The organism is Actinosynnema sp. CA-299493, from assembly GCF_050946825.1.
Classification (GTDB): Bacteria; Actinomycetota; Actinomycetes; order Mycobacteriales; family Pseudonocardiaceae; genus Actinosynnema.
Genome location: NZ_CP191993.1, coordinates 764,424 through 790,923, shown reverse-complemented (window position 1 = coordinate 790,923; position 26,500 = coordinate 764,424). Strand labels below are relative to the sequence as shown.

27 protein-coding genes and 1 tRNA gene are annotated in these 26,500 nt (G+C 72.5%); 14 read left to right on the top strand and 14 right to left on the bottom strand.

Annotated features, from left to right (window positions below; all coding sequences use genetic code 11):
- Positions 1 to 239: 239 nt before the first annotated feature.
- The 3 genes from ACQPYE_RS03935 to ACQPYE_RS03925 all read right to left on the bottom strand — a co-directional run bounded on the left by ACQPYE_RS03935 (position 240) and on the right by ACQPYE_RS03925 (position 4,106).
- Positions 240 to 1,391, bottom strand: coding sequence for a cystathionine gamma-synthase (locus tag ACQPYE_RS03935; protein ID WP_498719168.1), 1,152 nt, complete (start codon positions 1,389 to 1,391; stop codon positions 240 to 242).
- Between the two features lie 86 nt (positions 1,392 to 1,477).
- A complete protein-coding gene (locus ACQPYE_RS03930) occupies positions 1,478 to 2,563 on the bottom strand; it encodes an RDD family protein (protein ID WP_498719167.1) in 1,086 nt (361 codons plus the stop codon).
- Positions 2,564 to 2,735: 172 nt separating this feature from the next.
- Positions 2,736 to 4,106, bottom strand: coding sequence for a cystathionine beta-synthase (locus tag ACQPYE_RS03925; protein WP_498719166.1), 1,371 nt, complete (start codon positions 4,104 to 4,106; stop codon positions 2,736 to 2,738).
- Between the two features lie 98 nt (positions 4,107 to 4,204).
- On the opposite strand from ACQPYE_RS03925, the gene ACQPYE_RS03920 reads away from it, so the two are divergent.
- From ACQPYE_RS03920 to ACQPYE_RS03910, 3 genes are read left to right on the top strand one after another with little or no spacing between them, the layout of a single operon-like run.
- Complete coding sequence (locus tag ACQPYE_RS03920; RefSeq protein WP_498719165.1) at positions 4,205 to 4,984, top strand: SGNH/GDSL hydrolase family protein; 780 nt, start codon at positions 4,205 to 4,207, stop codon at positions 4,982 to 4,984.
- Positions 4,985 to 5,040: 56 nt separating this feature from the next.
- Complete coding sequence (locus ACQPYE_RS03915) at positions 5,041 to 6,261, top strand: acetyl-CoA C-acetyltransferase (RefSeq protein WP_498719164.1); 1,221 nt, start codon at positions 5,041 to 5,043, stop codon at positions 6,259 to 6,261.
- Positions 6,262 to 6,315: 54 nt separating this feature from the next.
- On the top strand, positions 6,316 to 6,528 hold the full coding sequence (locus tag ACQPYE_RS03910) for a hypothetical protein (protein WP_498719163.1): 213 nt from the start codon (positions 6,316 to 6,318) through the stop codon (positions 6,526 to 6,528).
- Between the two features lie 177 nt (positions 6,529 to 6,705).
- Here the strand turns inward: ACQPYE_RS03910 and ACQPYE_RS03905 are convergent, their stop codons facing one another.
- Positions 6,706 to 7,506 carry a Bax inhibitor-1/YccA family protein gene (locus ACQPYE_RS03905; RefSeq protein WP_498719162.1) on the bottom strand — a complete coding sequence of 267 codons (801 nt, stop codon included), beginning with the start codon at positions 7,504 to 7,506 and terminating at the stop codon, positions 6,706 to 6,708.
- A gap of 249 nt (positions 7,507 to 7,755) precedes the next feature.
- Between ACQPYE_RS03905 and ACQPYE_RS03900 the strand changes: the two genes are divergently transcribed.
- The 11 genes from ACQPYE_RS03900 to ACQPYE_RS03850 all read left to right on the top strand — a co-directional run bounded on the left by ACQPYE_RS03900 (position 7,756) and on the right by ACQPYE_RS03850 (position 17,974).
- Positions 7,756 to 9,171, top strand: a complete 1,416-nt coding sequence (locus ACQPYE_RS03900) for an MSCRAMM family protein (protein WP_498719161.1) — start codon at positions 7,756 to 7,758, stop codon at positions 9,169 to 9,171.
- Positions 9,168 to 9,872 (top strand): class F sortase, encoded by a 705-nt coding sequence (locus ACQPYE_RS03895; RefSeq protein WP_498719160.1) that lies wholly within the window; start codon positions 9,168 to 9,170, stop codon positions 9,870 to 9,872. Before ACQPYE_RS03900 ends, ACQPYE_RS03895 begins: the two co-directional genes overlap by 4 nt.
- Before the next feature lie 67 nt (positions 9,873 to 9,939).
- A complete protein-coding gene (locus ACQPYE_RS03890) occupies positions 9,940 to 11,103 on the top strand; it encodes a polysaccharide deacetylase family protein (RefSeq protein WP_498719159.1) in 1,164 nt (387 codons plus the stop codon).
- 78 nt (positions 11,104 to 11,181) lie between these two features.
- Entirely contained in the window at positions 11,182 to 11,277 is a 96-nt protein-coding gene (gene pqqA / locus ACQPYE_RS03885) for a pyrroloquinoline quinone precursor peptide PqqA (protein WP_498719158.1), read from the top strand.
- Positions 11,278 to 11,387: 110 nt separating this feature from the next.
- Entirely contained in the window at positions 11,388 to 12,092 is a 705-nt protein-coding gene (gene pqqC / locus ACQPYE_RS03880; RefSeq protein ID WP_498719157.1) for a pyrroloquinoline-quinone synthase PqqC, read from the top strand.
- Between the two features lie 11 nt (positions 12,093 to 12,103).
- Entirely contained in the window at positions 12,104 to 12,373 is a 270-nt protein-coding gene (pqqD, locus tag ACQPYE_RS03875) for a pyrroloquinoline quinone biosynthesis peptide chaperone PqqD (protein WP_498719156.1), read from the top strand.
- Positions 12,366 to 13,439 (top strand): pyrroloquinoline quinone biosynthesis protein PqqE, encoded by a 1,074-nt coding sequence (gene pqqE / locus ACQPYE_RS03870; RefSeq protein WP_498719155.1) that lies wholly within the window; start codon positions 12,366 to 12,368, stop codon positions 13,437 to 13,439. The genes pqqD and pqqE overlap by 8 nt, the downstream gene beginning before the upstream one ends.
- Positions 13,436 to 14,311: a pyrroloquinoline quinone biosynthesis protein PqqB gene (gene pqqB, locus ACQPYE_RS03865; RefSeq protein ID WP_498719154.1), complete on the top strand. Its 876-nt coding sequence runs from the start codon at positions 13,436 to 13,438 to the stop codon at positions 14,309 to 14,311. Before pqqE ends, pqqB begins: the two co-directional genes overlap by 4 nt.
- A 104-nt stretch (positions 14,312 to 14,415) precedes the next feature.
- A complete protein-coding gene (locus tag ACQPYE_RS03860) occupies positions 14,416 to 15,693 on the top strand; it encodes a sensor histidine kinase (protein ID WP_498719153.1) in 1,278 nt (425 codons plus the stop codon).
- On the top strand, positions 15,645 to 16,292 hold the full coding sequence (locus ACQPYE_RS03855) for a LuxR C-terminal-related transcriptional regulator (protein ID WP_498719152.1): 648 nt from the start codon (positions 15,645 to 15,647) through the stop codon (positions 16,290 to 16,292). Before ACQPYE_RS03860 ends, ACQPYE_RS03855 begins: the two co-directional genes overlap by 49 nt.
- 53 nt (positions 16,293 to 16,345) lie before the next feature.
- Positions 16,346 to 17,974, top strand: coding sequence for a DUF885 domain-containing protein (locus ACQPYE_RS03850; protein WP_498719151.1), 1,629 nt, complete (start codon positions 16,346 to 16,348; stop codon positions 17,972 to 17,974).
- A 181-nt stretch (positions 17,975 to 18,155) separates the two neighbouring features.
- Here the strand turns inward: ACQPYE_RS03850 and ACQPYE_RS03845 are convergent.
- The 10 genes from ACQPYE_RS03845 to ACQPYE_RS03800 all read right to left on the bottom strand — a co-directional run bounded on the left by ACQPYE_RS03845 (position 18,156) and on the right by ACQPYE_RS03800 (position 26,490).
- A tRNA-Leu gene (locus tag ACQPYE_RS03845) sits at positions 18,156 to 18,229 on the bottom strand.
- An 87-nt stretch (positions 18,230 to 18,316) separates the two neighbouring features.
- Complete coding sequence (locus ACQPYE_RS03840) at positions 18,317 to 19,387, bottom strand: SagB family peptide dehydrogenase (RefSeq protein WP_498719150.1); 1,071 nt, start codon at positions 19,385 to 19,387, stop codon at positions 18,317 to 18,319.
- A complete protein-coding gene (locus ACQPYE_RS03835) occupies positions 19,368 to 20,486 on the bottom strand; it encodes an ATP-grasp domain-containing protein (RefSeq protein ID WP_498719149.1) in 1,119 nt (372 codons plus the stop codon). The genes ACQPYE_RS03840 and ACQPYE_RS03835 overlap by 20 nt, the downstream gene beginning before the upstream one ends.
- Positions 20,487 to 20,489: 3 nt before the next feature.
- Complete coding sequence (locus ACQPYE_RS03830; RefSeq protein ID WP_267935188.1) at positions 20,490 to 20,612, bottom strand: hypothetical protein; 123 nt, start codon at positions 20,610 to 20,612, stop codon at positions 20,490 to 20,492.
- Between the two features lie 194 nt (positions 20,613 to 20,806).
- Entirely contained in the window at positions 20,807 to 22,132 is a 1,326-nt protein-coding gene (locus tag ACQPYE_RS03825) for an NAD(P)/FAD-dependent oxidoreductase (protein ID WP_498719148.1), read from the bottom strand.
- Between the two features lie 170 nt (positions 22,133 to 22,302).
- A complete protein-coding gene (locus tag ACQPYE_RS03820) occupies positions 22,303 to 22,809 on the bottom strand; it encodes a hypothetical protein (protein WP_498719147.1) in 507 nt (168 codons plus the stop codon).
- Positions 22,810 to 22,968: 159 nt separating this feature from the next.
- Positions 22,969 to 24,369 carry a DUF58 domain-containing protein gene (locus tag ACQPYE_RS03815; protein ID WP_498719146.1) on the bottom strand — a complete coding sequence of 467 codons (1,401 nt, stop codon included), beginning with the start codon at positions 24,367 to 24,369 and terminating at the stop codon, positions 22,969 to 22,971.
- Positions 24,366 to 25,322, bottom strand: coding sequence for an AAA family ATPase (locus ACQPYE_RS03810; protein ID WP_498722833.1), 957 nt, complete (start codon positions 25,320 to 25,322; stop codon positions 24,366 to 24,368). Before ACQPYE_RS03810 ends, ACQPYE_RS03815 begins: the two co-directional genes overlap by 4 nt.
- 41 nt (positions 25,323 to 25,363) lie before the next feature.
- Positions 25,364 to 25,831 carry a hypothetical protein gene (locus ACQPYE_RS03805; RefSeq protein WP_498719145.1) on the bottom strand — a complete coding sequence of 156 codons (468 nt, stop codon included), beginning with the start codon at positions 25,829 to 25,831 and terminating at the stop codon, positions 25,364 to 25,366.
- On the bottom strand, positions 25,828 to 26,490 hold the full coding sequence (locus tag ACQPYE_RS03800) for a DUF4129 domain-containing protein (RefSeq protein WP_498719144.1): 663 nt from the start codon (positions 26,488 to 26,490) through the stop codon (positions 25,828 to 25,830). Before ACQPYE_RS03800 ends, ACQPYE_RS03805 begins: the two co-directional genes overlap by 4 nt.
- Positions 26,491 to 26,500 lie beyond the last annotated feature (10 nt).

The following is a 26,500-nucleotide window of genomic DNA, read 5'->3' as shown; positions in this document are numbered from 1 at the left end:
GAGTCGTACCTCCACGCCCCGCGTGTCCTACGTTCGGAACGACCGTGTCCTACGTTCAGGACACCCGAGTTGAACGCTCAGCGCAGCACGAACCCCGCGTCCAGCTACCTCGGACGCGGGGTTCGCCTGTTCTGAGCGTTGAATTCGGGTGTTCCGAACGTAGGACACGCGTGTCCTGAACGTAGGACACGCGCGTTCTGAACGTAGGACACGCGAGGCGTGAGCGTAGGACTCTCGGGTCAGTCGAGGGCGGTCAGGAGGTCGGCGATCAGGTCGTCGGCCGACTCGATGCCCACGGACAGGCGGATCAGGTCGGCGGGGACCTCCAGGAGCGAGCCCGCGGTGCTGGCGTGGGTCATCCGACCCGGGTGCTCGATCAGGGATTCGATGCCGCCCAGCGACTCGGCCAGGAGGAACAGCTTGGTGCGGGAGCACACGCGCAGCGCCGCCTCCTCGCCGCCCGCCACGCTGAACGAGATCATCCCGCCGAACCGGCGCATCTGCTTCGCCGCGATCTCGTGGCCGGGGTGCTCGGGCAGGCCCGGGTAGTACACCCGCGTCACCTTCGGGTGCCTGACCAGGGCTTCGACGACCTTCTCGGCGTTGTCCGAGTGCTTCTCCATGCGCACTTCGAGCGTCTTGATGCCCCGCAACGTCAGCCAGGCGTCGAACGGCCCCGGCACGGCCCCCGCGCCGTTCTGCAGGAAGCCGAACTGCGCGTCGAGCTCGTCGTCCGACGTGATCAACGCCCCGCCGATGACGTCCGAGTGCCCGCCGACGTACTTGGTCGTCGAGTGCAGCACGACGTCCGCGCCCAGCTCCAGCGGGCTCTGCAGGTACGGCGAGGCGAACGTGTTGTCGACCACGAGCAGCGCGCCCGCCGAGTGCGCCACCTGCGCGAGCAGCGCGATGTCGGCGATGTTGAGCAACGGGTTGGTCGGCGTCTCGACCCAGACGACCTTGGTGTTGGGCCGGATCGCCGCGCGCACCGCGTCGACGTCGGACAGCGGCGCCGGCGTGTGCTCGACGCCCCAGTGCGACAGCACCTTGTCGATCAGCCGGAACGTGCCGCCGTACGCGTCGTTCGGGATGACGACGTGGTCACCGGGACGACACATCGCGCGCAGGGCCGTGTCGGTCGCGCCCATGCCGGAGGCGAACGCGCGGCCGTGCCGCCCGCCTTCGAGCGCCGCCAGGCACTCCTCCAGCGCGGCACGGGTCGGGTTGCCGGTGCGGGAGTACTCGAACCCCCCGCGCAGCCCGCCCACGCCGTCCTGCGCGTAGGTGGAGGTGGCGTAAATCGGCACGATGACCGAGCCCGTGGTCGGGTCGGGGTCCTGCCCGGCGTGGATAGCCCTGGTCGCGAAACCGTAGGGGCCGGTGTCCGTCATGCACTCAGGGTACGGCGACCTGAAAAGCAACCGCCCGTCGACCGGAAGGCCGACGGGCGGTCGGGTGAATCGGTGTCCGACCTAAGTCACCACTGCTGGGGCGGCTGCTGGCCGTACGGGTTCTGCTGCTGAGGCTGGCCGTACGGGTTCGACGCGGGCGCCTGGCCGTACGGGTTGGGCTGCTGCTGGCCGTAGCCACCGGAGTAGCCACCGGGAGCCGCGCCCTCGGGGGCGTTGACCACGATGGTGCCCATGATCTTGTCGGCCCACGTCTGCTTCTTGGCTTCCCACAACGGCGCGAACCAGCCCGCGTAGCAGGGCAGCGAGTCGACGAAGTGGCACAGGTGGCGCACGAAGGCGTTGCCGAAGCCGATCGGCTGCCCCGTCTCCTCCTTGATGAGCTTGATCTTCGCGATCTTCTTGCCCATCGACTGGCCGGTGGTGCCCGCCAGGTACCAGGAGTTGTAGACGATGAAGCCGAGCAGGGCCAGGTAACCGACGCCGCTGAGGATCAACGAGATCGTCGGGTCGCCGGTCGCCGCGCCGATGCCGGCCAGGATGCCGACGATCAGGCCGGGCGCGAAGTAGTCGATCAGGAAGCCGACCGCGCGACTGCCCCACTCCGCGTAACCGCCCGAGGGCGCGGCGTAAGCGGGCTGCGCGGCGTAAGCCTGCTGCGCGCCCCACGCCTGCTGCTGTTGCTGCTGCGGCTGGCCGTACGGGTTCGACGCGGGCGCCTGGCCGTAGGGGTTCGACGGCGGCTGCTGGCCGTACTGCTGCGGCGGCTGCTGGCCGTACGGGTTCTGCTGCTGCGGCTGGCCGTACGGGTTCTGCTGGCCGTACTGCTGCTGCGGCTGCTGGCCGTACTGGGGCGGCTGCTGCGCCGGGAACGCGCCGGAGCCGGGCTGCTGCGCCGGCTGACCGTACGGGTTGGAGCCGGGCTGCTGCGTCGCGCCCGGCGGCACGACCTGGGTCGCGTCCGGGTTCGGCTGGACCTGCTGCGGTCCGGAGGGCACGACCTGGGTCGCCTCCGGCGGCGGGAACGCAGGGGGCTGGCCGCCGCCGGGCACGACCTGGGTCGCGTCGGCGTTCGGGGGCTGGGCACCCTGCCCCTGCTCCTGCTGGTTGTGACCGCCGAACTGCTGGTTTCCTGGCGGCTGCGGAGCGTTCATCGGAGTTTCCAACCCCCTTGGCACGGGCCGTAGGTGTATGAGTCGGTGGCCAACGCTAGCGGATGCCGTGCCCCCGGCCACGCACAACCGGTCAACCTGTCCCGATCCGCGACGAGGATCGGGACACGTCGACAGGGGTCCGACCGGGAATCGGCGTCCGCTCGGCGACCGGTCAGCGACCGGCGAGGAAACCCAGGATGTCCTGCCGGGTGACGACGCCGGCCGGCTTGCCGTCCTCCAGCACCAGCGCACCGTCCGCTGAGGACAGTGCCGCCATGGCCGAGCTGATCGACTCGCCCGCGCCGATCGTGGGCAGCTTCAACGACATGTGCCGGTCGAGCCGGTCGGTCAGCTGCGCCTTGCCGGTGAACAGCGCGTCGAGCAGGTCCCGCTCGTTGACCGCGCCCGCCACCTCGGCGGCCATCACCGGCGGCTCGGCGTTGACGACCGGCATCTGCGAGACGCCGTACTCGCGCATGATCGCGACCGCCTCGGCGACCGTCTCGTTCGGGTGGCCGTGCACGAGGTCGGGCACCGTGCCGTCCTTGCGCCGCAGCACGTCGCCGACCGTCGCGCCGGAGGTGTCGGGCGACAGGAAGCCGTACTGGGCCATCCACTTGTCGTTGAACACGCTCGACAGGTAGCCGCGCCCGCCGTCGGGCAGCAGCACCACGATCACGTCGTCCGGGCCCGCGGTCTCGGCGACCCGCAGCGCCGCCGCGACGGCCATGCCGCACGAGCCGCCGACGAGCAGCCCCTCCTCGCGGGCAAGTCGCCGGGTGATCTCGAACGAGTCGCTGTCGCTCACCGCGACGATCTCGTCGCAGACGTCGCGGTCGTAGGCGTCCGGCCAGAAGTCCTCGCCGACGCCCTCCACCAGGTACGGCCGGCCGGTGCCGCCGGAGTAGACCGAGCCCTCGGGGTCCGCGCCGATGACCTTCACCCGGCCCTCGGAGACCTCCTTGAGGTACTTGCCCGTGCCCGAGATCGTGCCGCCGGTGCCGACGCCCGCGACGAAGTGGGTGATCCGGCCGTCGGTCTGCCGCCACACCTCCGGGCCGGTGCCGTGGTAGTGGCTGGCCGGGTTCTCCGGGTTGGCGTACTGGTTGGGCTTCCACGCGCCGGGGATCTCGGCGACCAGGCGGTCGGAGACGTTGTAGTAGGAGTCGGGGTGCTCCGGCGCGACCGCGGTCGGGCACACCACGACCTCGGCGCCGTACGCCTTGAGCACGTTGCGCTTGTCCACGCTGACCTTGTCCGGGCAGACGAAGACGCACTTGTAGCCCTTCCGCTGGGCCACGAGCGCCAGGCCGACGCCGGTGTTGCCCGAGGTGGGCTCGACGATCGTGCCGCCGGGCTTGAGCTCGCCGCTGCGCTCGGCCGCCTCGACCATGCGCAGCGCGATGCGGTCCTTCACGCTGCCGCCGGGGTTGAGGTACTCGACCTTGGCGAGGATGAGCGGCCGGCGGCCCTCGGCCACCGCGTTCAGCCTCACCAACGGCGTGTTGCCGACCAGGTCTACGACGCTCTCGACGTACTCCACGACGGACCTTCCACTTCTTGAGATGACCCGCTGAGCGTATATGGGTGGCGGCGGGTTCGGCCCGGTGGACGATGGGCATCGGGAGAGTGGAGGGTCCGATGCGGGGGTTTCGGCTCCTCGCGCTGGTCGCGGGGGTGTTGGGCGGGTTGACCGGCGTGGCGTACGGGCTGGTCAGCGAGCAGTCGCGGCGGGCGCGGGTGGTGATCGGGGTGCCCGAGGCGCCGCCGTTGCGCGCCGACGCCGTGTACGGGGACGGCGACGGGCCGCCGGTGCGGTTCGCCGTGCTGGGTGACTCGATGGCGGCCGGGCTCGGGGTGGACGACCCGGCCGAGCTGCCGGGGGTGGTGCTGGCGACGGGGTTGGCCGACGAGGTGGGCGCGCCCGTGCGGCTGGAGACGTACGCGATCTCCGGGTCCACGTCCCGCGACCTGGCGGCGCAGGTGGACCGGGCGGTGGCCGACCCGCCGGACGTGGCGCTGGTGATCATCGGCGCGAACGACGTGACCACGCGGCTGTCGATCCCGGGGTCGGCGGCGCTGCTGGGCGCGCAGGTGCGGCGGCTGCGCGCGGCGGGGGTCGGTGTCGTCGTCGGCACGTGCCCCGACCTGGGCACGGTGCGGCCGATCGCGGAACCGGCGCGGTCGCTGGCGCGGGAGTGGTCGCGGCGGTTGGCGTGGGCGCAGCGGGTCGAGGTGGAACGGGCGGGCGGCGTGGCGGTGGCGCTGGGCGACCTGCTCGCGGCGGAGTTCCGGGCGCGGCACGCCGACTACTTCAGCCGGGACCGGTTCCACCCGAGCGCGACCGGGTACGAGGCGGCGACGTCGGTCCTGCTGGCTCCGCTGTGCGGCGTCCTTCGTCACGAGTGGTGGCCGCGCTGAACGGGCGTTAACTAGGCTGCACGTCACACGTTGCGGCGAAACAAAGGAGTTCCGTAATGCCTGAGGCCGTGATCGTCTCCACCGCCCGGTCGCCCATCGGGCGCGCGGGCAAGGGCTCGCTGAAGGACGTCCGAGGCGACGACCTGACCGTGCAGGTCCTCAAGGCCGCGCTGGCGAAGGTCCCGCAGCTCGACCCGAACGACATCGACGACCTCATGCTCGGCTGCGGCCAGCCCGGCGGCGAGCAGGGCTTCAACCTGGCCCGCGTGGTGGCCGTGCTGTCCGGGCACGACGCCCTGCCCGGCACGACGGTGAACCGCTACTGCGCGTCGAGCGTGCAGACGACCCGGATGGCACTGCACGCGATCAAGGCCGGCGAGGGCGACGTGTTCATCAGCGCCGGCGTGGAGACGGTGTCGAGCTTCGCGCGCGGGTCGTCCGACGGGTGGCCGGGCACGCACAACCCGGCGTTCGCCGAGGCCGGGGCCCGCACGGCGGCCGTGGCGGAGTCCGGCGCGTCGGAGTGGGTCGACCCCCGGGCGAACGGGCAGGTGCCCGACGTCTACATCGCCATGGGGCAGACGGCGGAGAACCTGGCGCTGGCCAAGGGCGTGACGCGGCAGGAGATGGACGAGTTCGGCGTGCGGTCGCAGAACCTCGCCGAGAAGGCCATCGCCAACGGCTTCTGGGCGCGCGAGATCACGCCCGTGACGCTGCCGGACGGCACGGTCGTGTCGACCGACGACGGCCCGCGACCCGGCGTGACCATCGAGGGCGTGTCGGGGCTCAAGCCGGTGTTCCGGCCGGACGGGCGGGTCACGGCGGGCAACTGCTGCCCGTTGAACGACGGCGCGGCGGCGCTCGTGATCATGAGCGACGTGAAGGCGAAGGAGCTGGGCGTCACGCCGTTGGCGCGGATCGTGTCGACCGGCGTGTCCGGGCTGTCGCCGGAGATCATGGGGCTCGGGCCGGTCGAGGCGTCCAAGCGGGCGTTGGCGCTGGCCGGGATGTCCATCTCGGACATCGACCTGGTGGAGATCAACGAGGCGTTCGCGGCGCAGGTCATCCCGTCGTACCGGGACCTGGGCATCGACCTGGACCGGCTCAACGTCAACGGCGGCGCGATCGCCGTGGGTCACCCGTTCGGGATGACCGGCGCGCGGATCACCACGACGTTGATCAACTCGCTGCAGTTCCACGACAAGCAGTTCGGCCTGGAGACCATGTGCGTGGGCGGTGGTCAGGGCATGGCGATGGTGATCGAACGGTTGAGCTGAACCGCGTCACGATTACCGTTACCCCTCGTCCTACCTTCGAGCAGGGGAGGCCGGGTGACGATGCCGTACGTGTGGTGGCACAGCGGGTACGACCGGCTGTGCCACGCCTTCGCCGAGCGCCAGGCCTCGGAGGCGTACTTCGAGGCGGCGTGCGCCCACTCCGTGCCGCCGGAGCACGTGCTGCGGTCGCGGAGCGGGACGTTGTGCGTGCCGTGCCTGGTCCAGGTCGGTTCGGCGATGGAGGACGACCACACCTGGCGCGGCTGACCACCCGGCCCCGCGCGTTCCGAGCGTTCAACTCGGGGGTCCTGGACGTAGGACTCGCGCGTTCCGAACGTAGGACTCGCGGGTTCTGGAGGTAGGACACGCGGGCGCTGGAGGTACGACACGCGCGAAGGGCGCCGCCCGGCGGTGGCCGGGGGCGCCCTTCGGGTGCGGGTGCGACTAGTCGTTCTGGAAGTACGACAGCAGTCGCAGGATCTCCAGGTACAGCCAGACCAGCGTGGTCATCAGGCCGAACGCGGCCAGCCAGGCGTACTTGGCGGGCAGCGCGCCGCGGATCATCTCGTTGGCCGCCTCGAAGTCCAGCAGGAAGCTGAACGCCGCGATGCCGATGACCACCAGGCTGAAGATGATCGCCAGGGTGCCGCCGTCACGCAGGCCCATGTTCACGCCGAACATGCCCATGACCAGGTTGCCGAGCATGAGCACGGCCGCGCCGACGGTCGCGCCGATGACCCACTTGGTCAGCCGCGGGGTGACCCGGATCGCGCCCGTCTTGTAGACCACGAGCATCGCGCCGAACACACCGAACGTGCCCAGGATCGCCTGCCAGGCGATGCCCGGGAAGATCGACTCGAACACGCCGGTGATGGCGCCGAGGAACACGCCCTCCGCCGCCGAGTAGGCGAGCACCATCGGGCCGCTCGGCGTGCGCTTGAAGATGATGATCAGGGCCAGGACCAGCCCGATGAGCATGCCGGGCACCGCGAGCGCGAACGGCGCGATCTGGCCCGAGAGCACCAGCCACGCCGAGACGAACCCGGTGAGGATGGCCACACCGAGCGTCGTCGCGGTCTTGGTGACCACGTCGTCGATCGTGATGGGCCGCTCGCCGGTGGTCGGCGGCGCGCCCTGGTAGCCGCCGTACTGCTGCGCCTCATAGGGCTGGCCGAAGCCTGCGTGGTTACCGCTACCGCCGCTGGTCGGCAGGTTGCGGAACGCGGGGTTGCTGGTGGTACGCACCTCGTCCTCCTGTGGCGTGCTGACGCCGTCACGGGGTTCAACGACCACACGAGTCGATCGGTTCCCGTCGGGTAAAAGCGACTTTACTCGGACTGTCGATCTCGAATCCACACCCCGCGCTGCGGAGCGTAGTCGGCGTTCCACCCCCCTGGTGGCTTGTCGACGTGATCTCGGACCCGTAAGGCTCAGTCCCGGCAGCTCTCACCGACCGGCGACGCCCACCGGCGCGCCCGAGGGGTTCAGGACATCATGGTGTGGAGACGACTCGCCGGCGCGGTGCTCGCGGCCGGTCTGACCTTGCTCGTCGTGCCCGTCACAGCCGGGGCGCAGGCGCAGCAGGGCATCGGCTACGAGACGGACCCGCAGGGTTACCGGGGCAAGCCGGCGGGTGGGGACTGGCTCGGCTCCTACCTGTGGCGCGGGCAGCAGGTGTGGTGCGTGCAGTACTCGCTGCTCGCGCCGGACAGCTCGGTCGAGTACAAGGAAGGCGACGAGCTGCTCACCAAGGGCGGCGCGCGGCTCCCCGACGACGTGGCGGGCAGCATCTCGTACCTCCTGCTGAGGTACTCGAACACCCAGTCGGCCGACGAGTCGGCGGCGCTGGCGCACCTGCTGCACACGTGGACGGCGCGCGAGGACCCGGCCAAGGGCATCTCCCTCGACCCGAACAGCGACTTCCGGCACATCGCCTACAACGCCGACTTCCACTTCCAGCAGCTCGGGCGCTTCGGCCAGGCCCAGCAGGCGGTGGGCAGGCTGGAGGCCGAGGCGGCGGCCAACCGCGGCCCGTGGGCGGCGAAGGTGAGCGCCCCGGAGAAGGAGCAGGTCATCGGCACCCCCGACACGTGGGTGGTCGACATCACCAAGACCGACGGCGGCCAGGTGGCCGGCGCGCCGCTGAGCGTGGAGCTGACCGACGCGACGCTGGAGTCCGGCGCCGCCACCGGTGAGCTGACCACCTCCACCGACGGCGAGTCGCTCGCGGTGAAGGTCGTGCCGACCGGGCCGAACCCGTCGTTCACGGTGAAGCTGGACAGCCCGGCCGACCGGCCCAAGGTGCACATCCCGGCCGACGACGACATGCAGCGGATCGTCACCACGGGCGGCGAGAAGAAGCTGGCCGCGAACGCGTCGACGACCGCGAAGACCCCGCCGGGTGTGGTGAAGGTCGCCAAGACCGACGCCGAGACCGGCAAGGCGATCGCGGGCGTGACGCTGAAGGTGACCTCGGCCGACGGCTCGAAGCCCGCGAAGCGGCAGGACGACACCGAGCTGACCGGGCCCGAGGGCACGCCGCTGGTGCTCCAGACCGCGGCCGACGGCACCGCGACCGTGCCCGACCTGCGCACGCCGCAGGAGGTCTGCCTGGTCGAGGTCGCGCCGGCCAAGGGCTACGAGGAGTTCTTCGACCCCACCGCGCCGCCCAAGGTGTGCGGGACCGTCGAGGCGGGCCAGACGCTGGCGCTGGCGTTGACCAACAAGCCAGACAAGCCGGTCGTCCCGATCACGATCGCGGCCGGGTCCCAGGGCGCCGGCGTGGTCGCGAAGGCCGCGTACACCAGCGAGGTGTCGGCCGGCGCGCTGGTCGGGTTCGGCGGCGTGGTGCTGATCGGCGCGGCGTTGGTCGGCCTCCTGGTGCGGCGACGGGCGGCCTCGCGGTCGTGAAGGCTTTGCTGACGGGCGCGGCGGTGGCGGCTCTGCTCGCCTCCGCCGCGCTCGTCTCCACCCAGGCGCCGGACGTGGTCCTCGCGGGCCGGCCGGTCCCCGGTGACGCCGTCGTGCCGCACCCGTTGGGCGACAGCGCGCGCTCCGGACGTGGAGTGGACCTGGCGGGCATGCCGGCCGGTGCGAACCAGCCCGCGGCTCCCCCGCCCGCGCCCACCACGACGACCGCCACGGCTCCCCCGCCCGCCGACCCGCCCCGGCAGCAGCCGGGGACCGTACGGCTGCCCGAGGGCGGGTTGGCCACGCTGGTGCGCGAGGAGGTCACCGCGGCCGGCGCGCTGCCGATCCCGGAGGGCGTCGGCGAGGCGACGTGGTGGGGCGTGGACCTCGGCGCGGCCGAGGGCGCGACGGTGCTGGCGGGGCACGTGGACTGGAAGGGCGTGACCGGACCGTTCGACGAGCTGTGGCGGATGGCGGTCGGGCAGCGGGTGACCGTGGTCGACACCGCCGGCCGGACGTTCGGGTTCCAGGTCAGCCGGGTCGAGGCGGTCCGCAAGGAGGCCCTGCCGGCCCGGGCGGTCGAGCTGTTCGGGCCGCGCGGCGGGCACCGGTTGGTGCTGGTGACGTGCGGCGGGCGGTGGGTCGGCGGCGACACCGGCTACGAGGAGAACCAGGTCGTGACCGCCACGCCCGTGCCGTGACGCGATCACGTTCGGTGATCACGTCACAGCGGGGCAACCTCCGGCTACTTCCCGTCGTCTTGTGGGTGTGAAGCGATGGGGCTGGCTGAGCACGGGCGTCGCGCTGGCACTCACCCTGGTGGTGCTGGCCGTCCTGGGAGCCCGTGAGGCCAGACCGGGGCACGACGTGGGCGACCTGGCCGCGCCGCTGCCGATGGCGCCGCGCACGACAGGCAGCACCAGCGCCGCCGCCGCGCCGGCCGTGCCCGCCGCCGTCTCGCCACCCGCGTGGATGCGGCGCATGCAGCCCGGCGAGAAGCCGCCGCAGTTCGTGCTGTTCTCGTTCGACGGCGCCGCGTCCAAGCCGCACTGGGACCGGATCATGCCGATCGCCGAGCGGGTGAACGCGCACGTCACCGGCCTGTTGTCGGGCGTGTACCTGGTGCCGGACGACGAGTCCCACACCTACACCGGCCCCGGGCACCAGCCCGGGTACTCGTCCATCGGGTTCGGCGGCAGCCGCGCGGACGTGGAGCTGCGGATCGGCTACCTCAACGCGGCCATCGACGCGGGCCACGAGATCGGCACCCACTACAACGGCCACTACTGCGTCGGCGACGAGCCGAACGTCGACCGGTGGGACACCGACCAGTGGAACCGGGAGCTCGACCAGTTCTCCGCGATCGTGGAGAAGGCCCGGCAGCGGGGGTTCAAGCTGGACCCGGCGGCCGTGCGCGGCGGGCGCACGCCGTGCCTGGAGGGGCAGTGGGGCCAGGCGTTCCCGGCCATGCGCGGCCACGGCCTGGCCTACGACACCAGCCACGTGAGCCTCGGCGTGGTGTGGCCGTTCGTGCACGAGGGCCTGTGGGAGTTCCCCCTGCCGGAGGTCCGCGTGCCCGCGCTGGGCAAGCAGGTCGTGATGATGGACTTCAACCTCTGGTACGCGCTCAACGGCGCCGAGGACGAGCCGGACCGGGCCGGTGACTACACCCGGATCGTGCTGGACACCTACCGCTCGGTGCACCAGTCCGCGGTCAACGGCAACCGCGCGCCGATCGTGATCGGCAACCACTTCAACGAGTGGGCGGGCGGCGCGTTCGGCAACGCGGTGGAGGGATTCCTCGGCGAGGTGTGCGTCAAGCCCGAAACGGTGTGCGCCACCTATACGGAGGTGATCCAGTGGATGCAGTTGCAGGATCCGGTGGTGCTGGAACAGTTGAGGCGCATGCCCGCCGCGCGGAACTGGAACTAGCGCGGTAGCCGCCGCAAGCCCTACGGTGGGTTACCGCCGCCCCACGGAGAGGCACCACACATCCGAGGAGTAGAGCGCATGACCACCGAGCCCGAGAAGCGCACCTGGGTCAAGCCCGATTTCCGGGACGTCGACACCCCCATGGAAGTCACCGCCTACGCCGCTCGCGGCTGAGCCCGCCGCCGCGTCCCGTCCCGTCCGCCGCGTCCCGTCCCGCCGCCGTGCCCGCCGGCCGCGCGTCGGCGGGGCGCGGCGCCCGCGTACCCGAGAGGTGCCCCACCGCTGTGCCCACCCCCGAGACGTCCGGCTCCGCCACGTTGGCGCCGGCCGAGTTCACCGCGCGCCTGCGCGCCCTGTCACCCCGCTACTGGGACCGCCACCCCTTCCACCTCCGGCTGCACGAGGGCCGGTTGGGCAAGCACGAGCTGCAGCTGTGGGCGGCCAACCGCTGGTACTACCAGCAGGCGATACCGCGCAAGGACGCGGCGATCCTGGCCAACTGCCCGGACGTCGCGGTCCGGCGGGTGTGGCGGGAGCGGATCGTCTGGCACGACGGCGGCGGGCCCGGCGAGGGCGGTGTCGAGAACTGGCTGCGCCTGGCCGAGGCCGTCGGGCTGCCCCGCGAGGAAGTGCTCGACGAGCGGCACGTGCTGCCGGGCGTGCGGTTCGCGGTGGACGCCTACGTGACATTCGCCCGCACCAGGCCGTGGGTGGAGGCGGTCGCGTCCGGGCTGACCGAGATGTTCTCCCGCGGCCTGATGGCGCGCCGGCTGGTGGACATGCGCGAGCACTACCCGTGGATCGCCGAGGAGGGCTTCACCTACTTCACCACCCGGATCGAGGCGGTCGCCGACGAAGGGAGGTCCACTGTGGACATCGTGGTGCGCAACTGCCGCACGCGCGAGCAGCAGGAGGCGGCGATCGCCGCCCTGGCGTTCAAGTGCGACGTGCTGCGAGCGGTGCTCGACGCCGTGGACTACTACTCGTGACGGAGCCGGCCATGACGGGCTTGAGCGCGGTGCCGCGCCTGCGCCGGGGCGTGAAGACGACCTACGACGAGACCCGGGACAGCCACGTGGTGCTGTTCCCGGAAGGCGTGCTGGTGCTCAACGAGACCGCGGCGGCGGTGGTCGGGCTGTGCGACGGGCGCACGTCCGTCGAGGACATCGCACGCCTGCTGGCCGAGGAGTTCGACGGGGTGCGGGCGGACGACGTGGCCGAGCTCGTCGCGCGGCTGGTGGCCCGCCGGGTGGTGGACGTCGATGGGTGAGGCGCCGGGGGCGGACGCGCCGTTCGGGCTGCTCGCCGAGCTGACCCACCGGTGCCCGCTGCGCTGCGGGTACTGCTCCAACCCGGTCGAGCTGGCCCGTCGCGCCGACGAGCTGGACACCGCGCGGTGGCGCGGGGTGTTCGACCAGGCCCGCGCGTTGGGCGTGCTCCAGGTCCACCTGTCCGGCGGCGAACCGCTGGCGCGCAAGGACTTGCCGGAGCTGGTCGAGCACGCGGCCGGGCTCGGCTGCTACGTGAACCTGGTGACGAGCGGGCTCGGCCTGACCCGCGAGCGGCTGGCGGGGCTGCCCGGTGTGGACCACGTGCAGCTGTCCGTGCAGGACGCGGACGAGGCAGGCGCGAACCGGATCGCCGGGGTGCGGGCGTTCGAGCCCAAGCTCCGCGCCGCCGAGGCGGTCCGGGACGCCGGGCTGCCGCTGACCGTGAACGTGGTGCTGCACCGGCTCAACCTCGACCACGTCGGCGAGATCGTCGCGCTGGCCGAGCGCCTGGGCGCGGACCGGCTGGAGCTGGCCAACACCCAGTACTACGGCTGGGCGCTGCGCAACCGGGCCGCGCTGCTGCCGACGCGGGAGCAGGTGGCGCGGGCCGGCGAGGTGGTGGCCGCCGCGCGGGCCCGGTCGGCGATGGAGATCGTGTACGTGGTCGCCGACTACCACGAGGCGCACCCGAAGCCGTGCATGCACGGGTGGGGCGCGCGGCAGCTGACCGTGGCGCCGAACGGCGACGTGCTGCCGTGCCCGGCGGCGGGCGTGATCGACGGGCTCGGCGTGGAGAACGTGAAGGACCGGCCGCTGGCCGACATCTGGCACACCTCGCCCGCGTTCACGGCCTTCCGCGGCTTCGACTGGATGCGCGACCCGTGCCGCTCGTGCGCGCGCCGCGAGCTGGACTTCGGCGGGTGCCGCTGCCAGGCGTTCCAGCTGACCGGCGACGCGTCGGCGACCGACCCGGTGTGCACGCTGTCGCCGCACCGGGGCGTGGTCGACCTGATCCTGGCGGGCGCGCCGGCCGAGGTGGTCGAGCACCGGGGGGTCGTGCGGTGAAGGCCGTGGTGCTCGGCACGGCCGCCGGTGGCGGTGTGCCGCAGTGGAACTGCGCGTGCGGCCCGTGCACGGCGGTGCGGGCAGGCGTCCTGCCCGCGCGCACGCAGGACGCGGTGGCCGTGAGCGGGAACGGCGTGGACTGGTGGCTGGTCAACGCCTCACCGGACATCGGCGCGCAGCTCGCCGCCACCCCCGCGCTCGCGCCCGGTCCCGGCCCGCGGGACACGCCCGTGCGCGGTGTGCTGCTCACCGACGCCGAGCTGGATCACACGCTGGGCTTGGCGGTGCTGCGCGGCGCGCCGGGACTGCGGGTGCACGCGCCCGCCACCGTGCTGCACGCGCTCGCGCCCACGCGTGCCGTGCTGGCCGCGTACGGCGAGTGGTCGTGGCGGCCGGTGGAGCCCGAGCGGGCGTTCGCGCTGACGGGCGGGATCGAGGTCACCGCGTTCCCGGTGAGCGGCAAGCGGCCCCGCTACGCCGCCGACCCGCCGGCGGCGGGCCACTGGGTGGTGGCCTACCGGTTCCGCGACCCGGCCACCGGCGGGGTGCTGCTGTACGCGCCGTGCCTGGCGTCCTGGCCGGCCGGGTTCGACGCGCTGGTGGCGGAGGCGGACGTGGTGCTGCTGGACGGCACGTTCCACGCGCCGTCGGAGATGGGCGCGGCCACCGGCAGGCCGAGCGGGCAGGCCGCGATGGGCCACCTGCCGATCGCGCACAGCCTCCCGGAGCTGCGCGGGCACCCGGCGACCAGGCGGATCTACACCCACCTCAACAACACCAACCCGGTGCTGGACCCGACGTCGCCGGAGCACGCGGAGGTCACGGGGGCGGGCGTGGAGGTCGTCGCGGACGGGACCGTGATCGACCTCTGAGGGCAGCCGTGATCGATCCCAGAGGGCGGCCGTGATCAACCTCCGCGGGCATTGGGGGGTTAAACCCACCGATTTGCCTGGGGCAAGCCGGAAGAATCGCCGCCATGACGGACCACGACCTGGTGCGCGCCGCCCGTACCCGGCTGACGCAGGCAGGGCTGGGGTTGGCCCGGACACCGCTGTGCGTCGCGGGCCTGGCGCTGATCCCGCTGCTGCTCTACGCCTACCCGCTGATCCTGGTGACCGTCGGCGTGCCCCTGCTGCTGGTGTTCACCGCGCTGAGCCGCCACTACACCGGTTTCTTCCGCCGGTGGGCCTCGCGGGTGCTGGAGGTGGAGATCCCGGCGCCGTACCGGCTGCCGGCGAACCGGGGCCCGATGACCAGGGTCCGGACCATCGCCACCGACCCCGCGACGTGGCGAGACCTGGCGTTCCTGCCCGTCAACGCGATCGTCGGGATCCTCTGCGGCGTGCTGCCGGTCGGGGTCTGGATCAACGGTGTGCTCGGGTTCGCGGTGCCGCTGGTCTGGCTGGACCGGGGGGACGTCGACTACGTCCTGCTCGGCCGCGACACCCCGGGCAACTTCGTGCTCGCGCCGCTGATGGGCATCGCCTTCCTGGTGCTGGCGTGGTGGGTCACGCCCCGCGCCGCCCGGCTGCACGCGTCCGTCGTCAGGTGGCTGCTCGCGCCCAGCGCCACCGCCGCCCTCACCCACCGGGTGCGCGTGCTGGCCGACTCGCGGGCCGACACCGTCGACGCGCAGGCCGCCGAGCTGCGCCGGATCGAACGGGACCTGCACGACGGCGCGCAGGCCAGGCTGGTCGCGCTCGGGCTGAACCTGGGCATGGCGGAGGAGCTGCTGGCCCGTGACCCGCGGGCGGCGCAGGAGCTGCTGGCCGAGGCGCGCCAGTCGTCCACCCAGGCGTTGGCCGAGCTGCGGGACCTGGTGCGCGGCATCCACCCGCCGGTGCTGGCCGACCGCGGGCTGGACGGCGCGCTGCGCGCGTTGGCGCTGGCCCACCCGCTGCCGGTGGAGGTGGACCTGGAGCTGGCGGGCCGACCGGAGGCGCCGGTCGAGTCGGCCGCGTACTTCGCGGTGGCCGAGACGTTGACGAACGTGGCCAAGCACAGCGGCGCGACCGACGCGTGGGTGCGGGTGCGGCACGACGACGGCCGGTTGTCGTTGATGATCGGCGACAACGGGCGGGGCGGCGCGGAGCCGGCCGAGAACGGTGGGTTGCGCGGGATCGAGCGCCGGCTGGCCGCGTTCGACGGCACACTCGGCATCGCGAGCCCGGTGGGCGGGCCGACCATCGTGACCATGGAGCTGCCGTGCGAGTTGTCCTCGGTGAAGACCTCGTCCTCCTCCGGGACGGCCTGATCCGGCTCCTGAAGGCCTACGACTTCGACGTGGTGGAGGCGGTCGACTCCGGTCCCGCCCTCCTCAAGGCCCTGGTCGACCACCGCCCGGACGTGGCGGTGGTCGACGTCCGCCTGCCGCCGACGTTCACCGACGAGGGGCTGCGCGCCGCGATCGAGGCACGCAAGCGGGTGCCGGGACTGCCGGTCCTGGTGCTCTCGCAGTACGTGGAGCAGCTCTACGCGCGCGAACTGCTGTCCGATCGGGGCGGCGCGGTGGGTTACCTGCTCAAGGACCGCGTGTCGGACGTCAAGCAGTTCGTGGACGCCATTCGCCGGGTCGCCGGCGGCGGCACCGCGATGGATCCCGAGGTCATCGACCAACTGCTCGCGCGCGGCGCGCGCGACCAGCCACTGACCACGTTGACGCCGCGCGAGCGGGAAGTGCTGTCGCTGATGGCGGAGGGCCGTTCCAACGGCGCGATCGCCGGCCGGCTGTTCGTCACCGAGAAAGCCGTCGGCAAACACATCGCGAACATCTTCGGCAAGTTGGACCTGCCGATGTCCGAGGACGACAACCGGCGCGTGCTCGCCGTGCTGGCCTATTTGGACCGGGTGTAAATCGTTTCTTAGGCTAAGTACCATCTTGGTTTCACGACGACCAGGGGGTGCGCATGGGCACGACGGCGGAGTTGGCCGACGAACTGCTCGACCTGATGTTCTCGCGGGGGCCGTTGGGCGCGACCGTCTACGGCGTGCCGGGATACGACCACCTGCTCGCCGACCACCGGGCGGAGACCGAGGAATCCACCCGGGCACGGGCCCTGGACATCGCCGACCGGGCGCGCGCCCTGCCCGCGGACGACGACCCGGTGACGCGCGCGGTGATCGTCCAGCAGGCCGAGGCGGTCGTGGACGAGATCGACGCGCTCGGCGTCGAGTACACGATCACCGACTCGTTCTTCGCCCCGGCGGGCGAGGTGCTCGTGGTCATGCCGACGATCGTGCTGTCCGGGCCGGAGTCCGAGCGGGCCTACCTGGACCGGCTCGCCGCGGTGCCCGACTTCCTGCGCCGGATCGCCCAGCGGCAGCTCGCGGGCGCGACGGCCGGCCGCACGCCCGTCCAGCGCCTCGTGGACGCCGCCGTGGCGCACCTGGACCGCTACCTCGCCGCCGACGAGGACCCGCTGGCCCGGCCGGCGGGCAGCGAGGCGTTCGACGCGGAGCGGGCACGCCTGCTGGCCGACGTGGTGCGGCCCGCGTTCGCCGCCTACCGGGACGTGGTCGCGGGCATCCAGGGCCGCCCGGACGACCGGGTGGGCCTGGGGTGGTTGCCCGGCGGCGAGGCGATGTACGCGGCGCTGGCACGGGCCCAGACCACGACCGACCGCACGCCCGGGGAACTGCACCAGACCGGCCTGGACGTGATGGCCGGCCTGGCCCGCGAGTACGCCGAGCTGGGGCAACGGGTGTTCGGCACGTCCGACGTGGCCGAGGTCCTGGAGCGGATGCGCACCGACCCGGCCCTGCGCTGGAGCACCGAGGACGAGCTGATCGACGCCGCGCGCGAGGCCGTGACCAGGGCGGAGCAGGCCGCGCCGCGCTGGTTCGGCCGGGTGCCCGAGCAGCGCTGCCGGGTCGAGCCGGTGCCCGCCGCCGACGCGCCGGGCGCGCCGATCGCCTACTACTCGCCGCCGACCCCGGACGGGCTGCGGCAGGGCACCTACTACGCGAACACCCACCGGGTCGAGGAGCGGTTCCGCTACCAGGCCGAGGCGATCGCGTTCCACGAGGCCGTGCCGGGGCACCACTTCCAGATCACGCTGGCGCAGCAGCTCACCGAGCTGCCGGTGCTGCGCCGCGTCGCGCACGTCACCGCGTACCTGGAGGGCTGGGGCCTCTACACCGAGCGGCTGGCCGACGAGATGGGGCTGTACTCCGGCGACGTGGCGCGGCTCGGGATGCTGGCGATGGACTCGATGCGCGCCGGCCGGCTCGTGGTGGACACCGGCCTGCACGCGCACGGGTGGAGCCGCGCTCGTGCCGTCGAGTACCTGCGCGAGAACACGCCGCTGGCGCTGGTGGAGATCGAGAACGAGGTCGACCGCTACATCGCCGCGCCCGGCCAGGCGCTGGCCTACATGGTCGGCCGGCTGGAGATCCTGCGGCTGCGCGCGGCGGCCGAGGACGCGCTGGGCGAGCGCTTCGACATCCGCGCGTTCCACGACGTGCTGCTCGGCGGCGGGCCGCTGCCGCTGGCGGTGCTGGGCGAAGTGGTCGCGGAATGGATCCGCGAACGCTGACCTTTCGCCGGCTTTCCACTGGTCATCCGATCGGGCCTCGCGACTCGTCCGATGCGGTATGCCTGTTCACGGCAACCGCACCGCGTTCGCGGGCCCGATCGAGTGACTCGATACTGACCGGCACGACGCACCGTTGTGGTTCACCCGGCAGATGGGTGAGGTCTGTGTGTGGCGCCGAACGTGCCCCCGACGGGATTCGAACCCGTACTGTGACTCTTTTAAGGAGCCTGCCTCTACCGGTTGGGCTACGGGGGCAGCGGGGAGCCTAAGCGGTTACCGAGCGTTCGTGGGGCTACTTGAGAAGAAGTCGCCCGCACGGCTCAATGAGATCCGCTATTGCGCTCATTCGGGTAATGGCCCCAAGGCGCTCAGACCGAGTACGACTTCGTGATAAGCGTCACAGCCGAGTGCTTGTTCGACGAGCTCATCCCGCAATGCTGCGGTGAAGCCGATACCAAAACCCATTGCCGTAGCAACCAGATAAGCCGTTTGGGACAGGTGTCCTACGTCCATTTGCACAACGCGGTAAGCACGTGACGTGTCGTAACGCCATCTAGTCCGTTCGAGCACTCCCGTGTACGCGAGCACCAACGGCGCCTGCCCGACCCAGTCCTGGTCGCCCGCCGCCGCGGCCATCTCGGCCGGCCCCCACGCCACCCCGATCGGCTCCAGCGCGTGCGCGAGCCCGTCGTAGTGGTACCACCCCGGCTCCAGCGCCTCGACGCCGCGCACGTGCGCGTACAGCTCGACCGGGTGCCGCCCGCCGCCGGACGGGCTGGTCTTGAACACCGTGCCGGACCGCCCGATCCGCGACCGCGTCGGCGACGGGCCGGCCAGCACCGCCAGCAGTTCGGCGACCCGCGTCAACGACAGCGGTCCCGGCCCGAACTCGCGGGTCGTGCGGCGGGTCAGCAGCACGTCGAGCAGGCCCGCCGACGCCCACTTCGAGGTGCCGTCCAGGCGGGGCAGCAGCACGGCGGTGCGCCCGAGGCTGCGGAACGGCGCGGGCGGCGGCTGGGCGTCGAGCTTGGCGTCCAGCACGGCGTCGTGCTCCTCCGAGCGCTGGTACGGCGCGTCGGCGAGCGTGCGGCTGGCGAAGTGGAAGTGCCGGGCCGACGTGCCCCAGTCGCCCCACGCGGCGAGCAGCCGGCGTTCCCGCTCGTGCTCGGGCGAGCCCTCGACGATCAGCACACCGGCTTCGACCAGCTCGTCCAGCACCTTGCGCAGCGCCGCCCGGTCGTCCTCGGCCAGCGGCGCGAGCAGCGCGTCGACGTCGGTGAACTCGGTGAACTTGCGGCACAGCAGCTCGGCGGTCTCGCTGATGGCGAACTGGCGGTGGTGGAGGTAGTCGTCCCACACCACGGCGCCGCCGGAGTAGAACAGCGTCGCGTGCTCAGCGACCTTTGCCCGCACCCAGCAGCTCCTTGAAGCGCGCCGCCACCCACTCGTGCACGGCGTCGGACACCCGCGAGTCCTGCGCCCGGTGCTCGAACCACCGCCAGTCGCAGTTGACGTTGACCTCCAGGAACACGTGATCCCGGCCGGAGACCAGCAGGTCGAACGCGGCGACCTGGAGCCGCCAGTGCCTGGCCAGCGCGAGCAGCCGGTCGGTCAGGCCGCTCGGCACGTCGACGGGCGTGACCCGGACCGCCTCGGGGTCGACCCACAGCTGCGCCGGGTCGAGCTTGTCGACCTGGAACGCCAGGCACCGCTCGCCGACCACGAACACGCGCAGCTCGGTGTCGGAGGGCACGTACTCCTGCACGATCACCGGCGCGGACTCGGGCACGTCACCGGACCGGCTGGTCTCCAGCGGGCGCGGGAACAGGCCGTGCTGCATGCCGGGGCGCGGTTCCAGCAGGTGCCTGCCGGAGGTCTTGACGATGCACCGCCCGCCGCCGGGCCGGGTGCGGCCGGGTCGGGTGGTGACCGTGGTGCGCGGCACCGTCAGGCCGAACGCGGCGGCGTCCGCGAGCTGGGTGAGCCGGTTGAGGTGGGAGGTGGTGCGACTGGGGTTGACGTGCGCCCAGTCGCCGCGGCTGGACAGCCAGTCGGCGACCGCGCCCCACTGGTCCACGGCGTACGCGCCGGCCAGCGTGCCGGGTTCGAGGGGCAGCGCGGTCAGCTCGAAGTGCCTGCGCCACACCAGCAGCGGTCGCAGCAGCCAGCGGTCGAGCTCCAGCAGCGGCTGGTCGGTGTAGACGGTCAGCGGCAGGTCGACCGAGCGGTCGGCGTCGATGCGGGCCATCCGGATGCCGCGTTCGGCGAGCGCGATGGAGAGCTCGTTCATCTCCATGTCGGCGGCCCGGGCGAGGACCAGCACGCAGGGCACGGGGCTGCCGTCGCCCTCGTCCACCATGCCGAGGCGGTGGACCTGCTCCTGGAAGTCCAGGCACTTGGGTTGCGACCGGAAGAGGTAGTCCTGGCCTTGGAGCAACAGCGGGGTGGGTTTCACCGGTCTGGCGGCCTCGGGCGGGGGGACGATCTCGTTCCCCCACCCGGAGACGGTCATGACTCAGTCGTCTTTCTTGCTGCAAAAACGCTTTTCGGCGGTGGCGTACTCCGCGGAGTACTCCGCCAGCGCACGATCCTCGATCTCACCGCGGCGAAGCTGTGCGGCCAGCTCCTCGAGAGACATCGCGGTCACCTCTCTCCCACTGATGCATCACACATTCAGGCGATACACCAGCTGTATTCTCGGGTTCACGTTACGCAATGTCAAGGCGACGCGCAGCCCGTTAGCCCGTCTGGGGGCTCAAGCGCAAGCGCTGCTCCGAACAGTCGTACGCCCGCCGCGCCCGAACGGCGCAGCGGGCGTGGACCCCGTCGCACTCAGCTCTTGGTGGCCCGGTCGAACTCGGCCTTCGGCTCGTGGATCTGGCCGAGGGCGACGACCTCGCGGCCCGAGAACAGCGCCTGGGTCCAGTCCACGAACACCCGGAACTTGCGGTTGACCGTGGGCATGAACATCACGTGGTAGCTGCGGTGCATGAACCAGGCGACGACGCCCTTGAAGCGCAGGCCGAACACGTCGGCCACGCCCTTGTAGAGGCCGAGGCCGGCGACCGAGCCCAGGTACTTGTGCTCGTAGTCCGTCGGCTGCTTGCCGCGCAGGCTGGCGACGATGTTCTTGGCCAGCAGCTTGGACTGCCGGATGGCGTGCTGCGCGTTGGGCACGCAGGTCGCCGTCGGGTCCTCCTCGGTGCGCGAGAGGTCCGGCACGGCCGAGCAGTCGCCCGCGGCCCAGACGCCCGGCAGGCCGACGACCTGCATCGCCGCCGTGCACCGGACCCGGCCGCGCTCGTCGAGCGGCAGGTCGGTGTCGCGCAGCATCGGGTTGGCCTTCATGCCCGCGGTCCAGATGATGGTGTCCGAGTCGAACTCGGTGCCGTCGTCCAGGACGACGTGGCCGCCCTCCATGCTCTTGACGCGCGTGTCGAGGTAGCACTTGATGCCGCGCTTCTCGAGCTGCTCGACGGTGTAGACGCCCAGCCGCGCGCTCACCTCGGGCATGATCCGGCCGGTGGCCTCGACCAGCACCCAGTGCATGTCCGACTGCTCCAGGCCCTCGTAGTACCGCAGCGCGTAGCGGGCCATGTCCTCCAGCTCGGCCAGCGTCTCGATGCCCGCGAAGCCGCCGCCGATGACGACGAAGCTCAGCAGCCGCTTGCGCAGCCCCGGGTCGTTCGTGCTGGCGGCCTGGTCGAGCCGCGACAGCACGTGGTTGCGCAGGTAGATGGCCTCGCCGATGGTCTTCATGCCGATGCCGACCTCGGGCAGGCCCGGGATGGGCAGCGTGCGCGAGACCGCGCCCAGCGCCGAGACGAGCACGTCGTAGCCGTACTCCTCGACGTGGCCGTCGGCGAGCTCGACCGTGACGGTCTTGCGCTCGTGCTCGATGCGGGTGGCGCGGCCGGTGACGACGTGGCAGCGCTTGAGGACCTTGCGCAGCGGCACGACGACGTGGCGCGGCTCGATGGAACCGGCCGCCGCCTCGGGGAGGAACGGCTGGTAGGTCATGTGCGGCTGGGGGTCGATCACCGTGACGGACGCCTCGCCGGAACGCAGCTTCTTCTGCAATCCCAGCGCGGTGTACATGCCGACGTACCCACCGCCGACAATCACGATCCGTGTGGGTTGCGACTTCACAGCAGCCATACACACATGGTCGCACCGGGCAGGGCTTTCCGGCGCATCGAGCGGGCCCGTTGTGACCACAGTCGCCGCGTGATTGGCGACACTCGGCCGCTGACCTGCGCGGCTGGGTGAACGTGCTGAGAGGAACGATCCAGACGGTCAGCTCGCGCTGAGGCCGGCGGGGGTCTTCCTCAGCCTTTCCGACGCAGGAGGAGCACCGTGCCGACGACCAGTCCGACGGCGCAGACCAGGCCGACGACCTCGACCGCGGCGTCCGTTCGGCCGCCCGGCAACAGGAGTACCACGACGCCGAGGGCGAGCACGGAGAGTTGCACGGCGACGAACCTCTTGGCCGGCGCCTTTAGGGCAACCGGGTGAACGCGTGACCCGATCGGGACAACGGCCGCGTAGGCGGACAGGACGTGCAGCAGGTGCAGGAGCACGACCAGCGCGAACACGCCCGACCACGACGGCTCGTCGGTCGCGAACGCCATCGCCGCCGCCGGGTACCCGATGATCAGCGCGACCGCGGCGGACGCCGGTATCGCCGCCGCCACGACCGCCAGCGCGCCGTACAGCGCGAGCGCGGGCCACTCGACCCCGTTGACCGCGAGGACCCACGCCACGCCGGCCGCGACGACCCCGATCGACGCCCGCAACACCCACGCCGGCAGCCCGGCGCCCAGCTCAGCCCGCACCGCTCCCCCGTCCTGAGCGTTGAACTCGGGGTGCCTGAACGTAGGACACGCCTGTTCCGAACGTAGGACTCGCGCGGCGTGGAGGTAGGACTCTCGCGCGAGTCGTACGTTCGGGACGCGAGAGTCCTACGTTCAGGACCCCCGAGTTCGACGTTCGCGTCATCGGGACACCCGCCGGGCGGTCCGGGCGGCGCGCAGCACGCCCCCGATCGGCGCGCCCCACGGCAGTACGGCCACACCGTGCTGCCGCATCGCCTCCAGCCGCACGTCGTGCTCCAGCCGGATCACCTTGAGCGCGCTCCCACCCCACGGCGTCTCCGGGTCGGCGCACAACGGCGACGGCAGCACGTCCACCGCGAGCACGAGGTTGCCCCGCCGCGCGGCGTGCACGGCCAGCTCCACCACCTCGGCGTCCAGGAACGGCGACAGCACCACCACCAGCGCGCCGTGCGGCACCTGCTCGGGCCGCAGCACGGGCCGCTGCGCCCACCCGGCCGACCGCGCGCACACCACGAGCTGGTTGCGCAGCCGCAGCAGCTGCCGCCGCCCCGCGCCCGGCCGGGCCCCGAGCTGCGGCCGACCGAGGTCGACCAGGCCGACCCGGTCGCCCTGCCGCAGGTACCCCGCCGCCAACGACGCCGCCGCCCGCACGGCCAGGTCCAGGCTGCCGCCGGGCCGGACCGTCGTGCCGCGCGAGGTCAACGACCACTCGCCGAACGAGCGACCGGAGACCAGACCCGGCGTCGCCCGCACCGGTGCCGACCAGTCGCCCAGCTCCACGCCCACGTCGTACCGCGTGTCCAGCGCCAGCACCACGTCCGCGTCCGCCTCCGCGTGGTGCTCGCGGACGTGCAGGTTCGTACCCTCCGCCGACCCGGCCATGCCGGAGGCCCGCAACGACACCCGCCAGTCGATCCGCCGCAGCCGGTCGCCCGGCTGGAACGCCCGGATGTCGCGCAGCTCCACCGAGTCGCCCGGACGGCGCGCCCGGTGGGCACCCACCAGGCCGACGGCGCGCGCGGGCAACAACCCGGAGGGCAGCGCCTCGACCGGCGGCAGGATCACCCGGCCCCGCTCGGGCGCCGTCACCGGACCGAGCACGAACAACGCGTCCGGCCCCGCCACCAGGTGGTCCGGTCGCAGGTCCACGCCCTCGCCCCACGCGTCACGCCGCAGCACGACCTCGATCTCCCGCGCCGACGCGGGCAGCAGGTGCACCGGGCCGATGCCCTCGCCGACGCCGGGCAGCCGGATCGCCATCACCTCGGCGCCCTGGCCGGGGTCGACCTCCACCACCGACCTGGCCGCGCCGACCTCGCCGGTGCGCGGCAGCCCGCGCACCCGCACCTCCGGCGTGCCGACGACCGGTGCGAGCAGGCCCAGCAGGGTCGAGATGAGCAGTGGCGCGCCGAACAGGACCAGCTCGACCTCGTGCAGCAGGCCGCCGAGCACCACCATCCCGATGCCCAGCGCGAGCCCGCGCACCAGCGCGTCCGTGGGGTGCCAGTGCGCCCCGCGCCCGCTGGTGAACGCCTCGCGCAGCCGTTCCGCCCGGTTCACGACCGCGTGCTCGCGGGGCCGGCCACCCGGCCCAGCAGCTCGGTCACGACCTCGACGCCGGTGACGCCGGACGTCCACGTCTCCGGGCGCAGCGTGAGCCGGTGCGCGAGGGCGGGCACGGCGCACTCCTTGACGTCCTCGGGCAGCACGAAGTCCCGCCCGTCCAGCACCGCCAACGCCCGCCCGACCAGCACCAGCGCCTGCGCGCCGCGGGGTGACGCGCCGACCTCGACGGCGGCGTGCGCGCGGGTCGCGGACGCCAGGTCCACGCAGTACCGCAGCACGTCGTCGTCCACCGACACCTGCTCGACGCCGTGCTGGAGCCGCCGCAGCCGGACCGCGTCCAGCACGGGTGCGACCGAGGTCTCCTCGCGTTGCCGGGTGAGCCTGCGGCGCAGCACCTCGACCTCCTCGGCGGGCGGCGGGTAGCCGATGTCCAGCCGCAGCAGGAACCGGTCCAGCTGCGCCTCCGGCAGCGGGTAGGTGCCCTCGTACTCCACCGGATTCGCGGTCGCCAGCACGTGGAACGGGCGGGGCAGGGCGAACGTGCGGCCCTCGACCGTGACCTGGCGCTCCTGCATGGCCTCCAGCAGCGCGGACTGCGTCTTCGGCGGGGTGCGGTTGATCTCGTCGGCCAGCAGCAGGCCGGTGAACAGCGGTCCCTCGCGGAAGGTGAACTCGCGGTCGCCCGGGTTGTAGAGGAACGAGCCGGTGACGTCGGCGGGCAGCAGGTCGGGCGTGCACTGCAGGCGCTTGAAGTCCAGCTTCAACGCCTGCGCCAGCGACCGCGCCATCAGCGTCTTGCCCAGGCCCGGCACGTCCTCCAGCAGCACGTGCCCGCCCGCGAGGATCGCCGCCAGCGCCAGCCGCAGTGACCGCTCCCGGCCGACGACGGCGGTGCCGACGGCGGCCAGCACCGCCTTCGCCTCGGCCGCGATCACCTCGACGCCCACTCCGGTGTCGGCTCCGGCTTCCGCTCCTGCTTCGGTCGAGGTCACAGGTTCTCCAAGAGGTCGGCGAGCTTCGACGGCTCGGGCAGCGGCGCGTTCGGGTCGGTGAGCAGGCGGTGCAGGTCGGCGCCGAGCACCTCGCGGGCTTTCGGGTGGTGCAGGTCGTGGACGCCGTGCACCTGCCGCAGCCGCGCCTCGGCGAGCCGGCGCAGCCGGGGCTGGACGCGGCGGACGAACCGGTCCTGGTCTACGGCGGCCTCGGCGAGCCGGCTCGCGAGCGTGGTGGCCTGCACGGACGTGGCGGTGGAGAGGGTGGCGGGCTGCTGCGCCCAGACGACGTCCGTCGCGCGCGGGAGGCGGGCGACGAGCAGCGTCAGTCCGCCGACGGGCAGCGCGAGCGCCACCGCCCACAGCCACGGCGCGCCCACGCGGGTCAGCACGAACGCGGTGACGGCCGCGCCCACCAGCGCCAACGCGACCGCGCGGCCCATGCCGCCGACGAGGGCGTTCACCGCAGGTCCCGCACGATGTGCTCCAGCGCCTCGGTGGCCGTGCGGGCGTCGGCCGCGGTGACCTCGGCCGTGCCGAACCGGGCCCGCTGGTAGACGCGGCGCAGCGTGCCCGCCGCGTGCTCGTCCACGCGGTAGCGGCGCAGCAGGTCGCCGGTGAACTCGGTCGCCGTCTGGTGGCCCCGGCGCGGCACGCCGCTGTCCTGCGCGGCCCGTTCGAGGGAGAGCCAGGCGGCGATCACGGCGTCACCCGGCGGTCCGTTCGCGTGCTCGCGCAGCTCTTCGAGGGCTTCCGCGGCGCCGCGGACGAGGATCGGCGGCGGGTTCGCGTGCTCGTCGGGCAGGTCGGGCGCGTCGACCGCGACCCCCCGGCCACGCCGCCGCCGCCGACGCCGGAAGACGCCGAGCGAGACGAGCAGCCAGACCACGCCGATGACCGCCACCACGATGAGGATGACCAGGAAGACCAGCAGCGACCCGGCCGCCGCGGAGCCGTCCAGCTCGGTCTCCAGCGGTGGGCTCGACCCGGGTGTCGCCGCCGCGGGCTCGTCGGCGGCGGTCGGGCGGTCCCGGTAGCGCACCGGCGACGTCCCGCGGGCCGCGAGCGCGATCAGGACGAGCACGGACCCGACCGCGAGGACGAGCGCGAGCCGGGGCTTCATGGACCAAGGA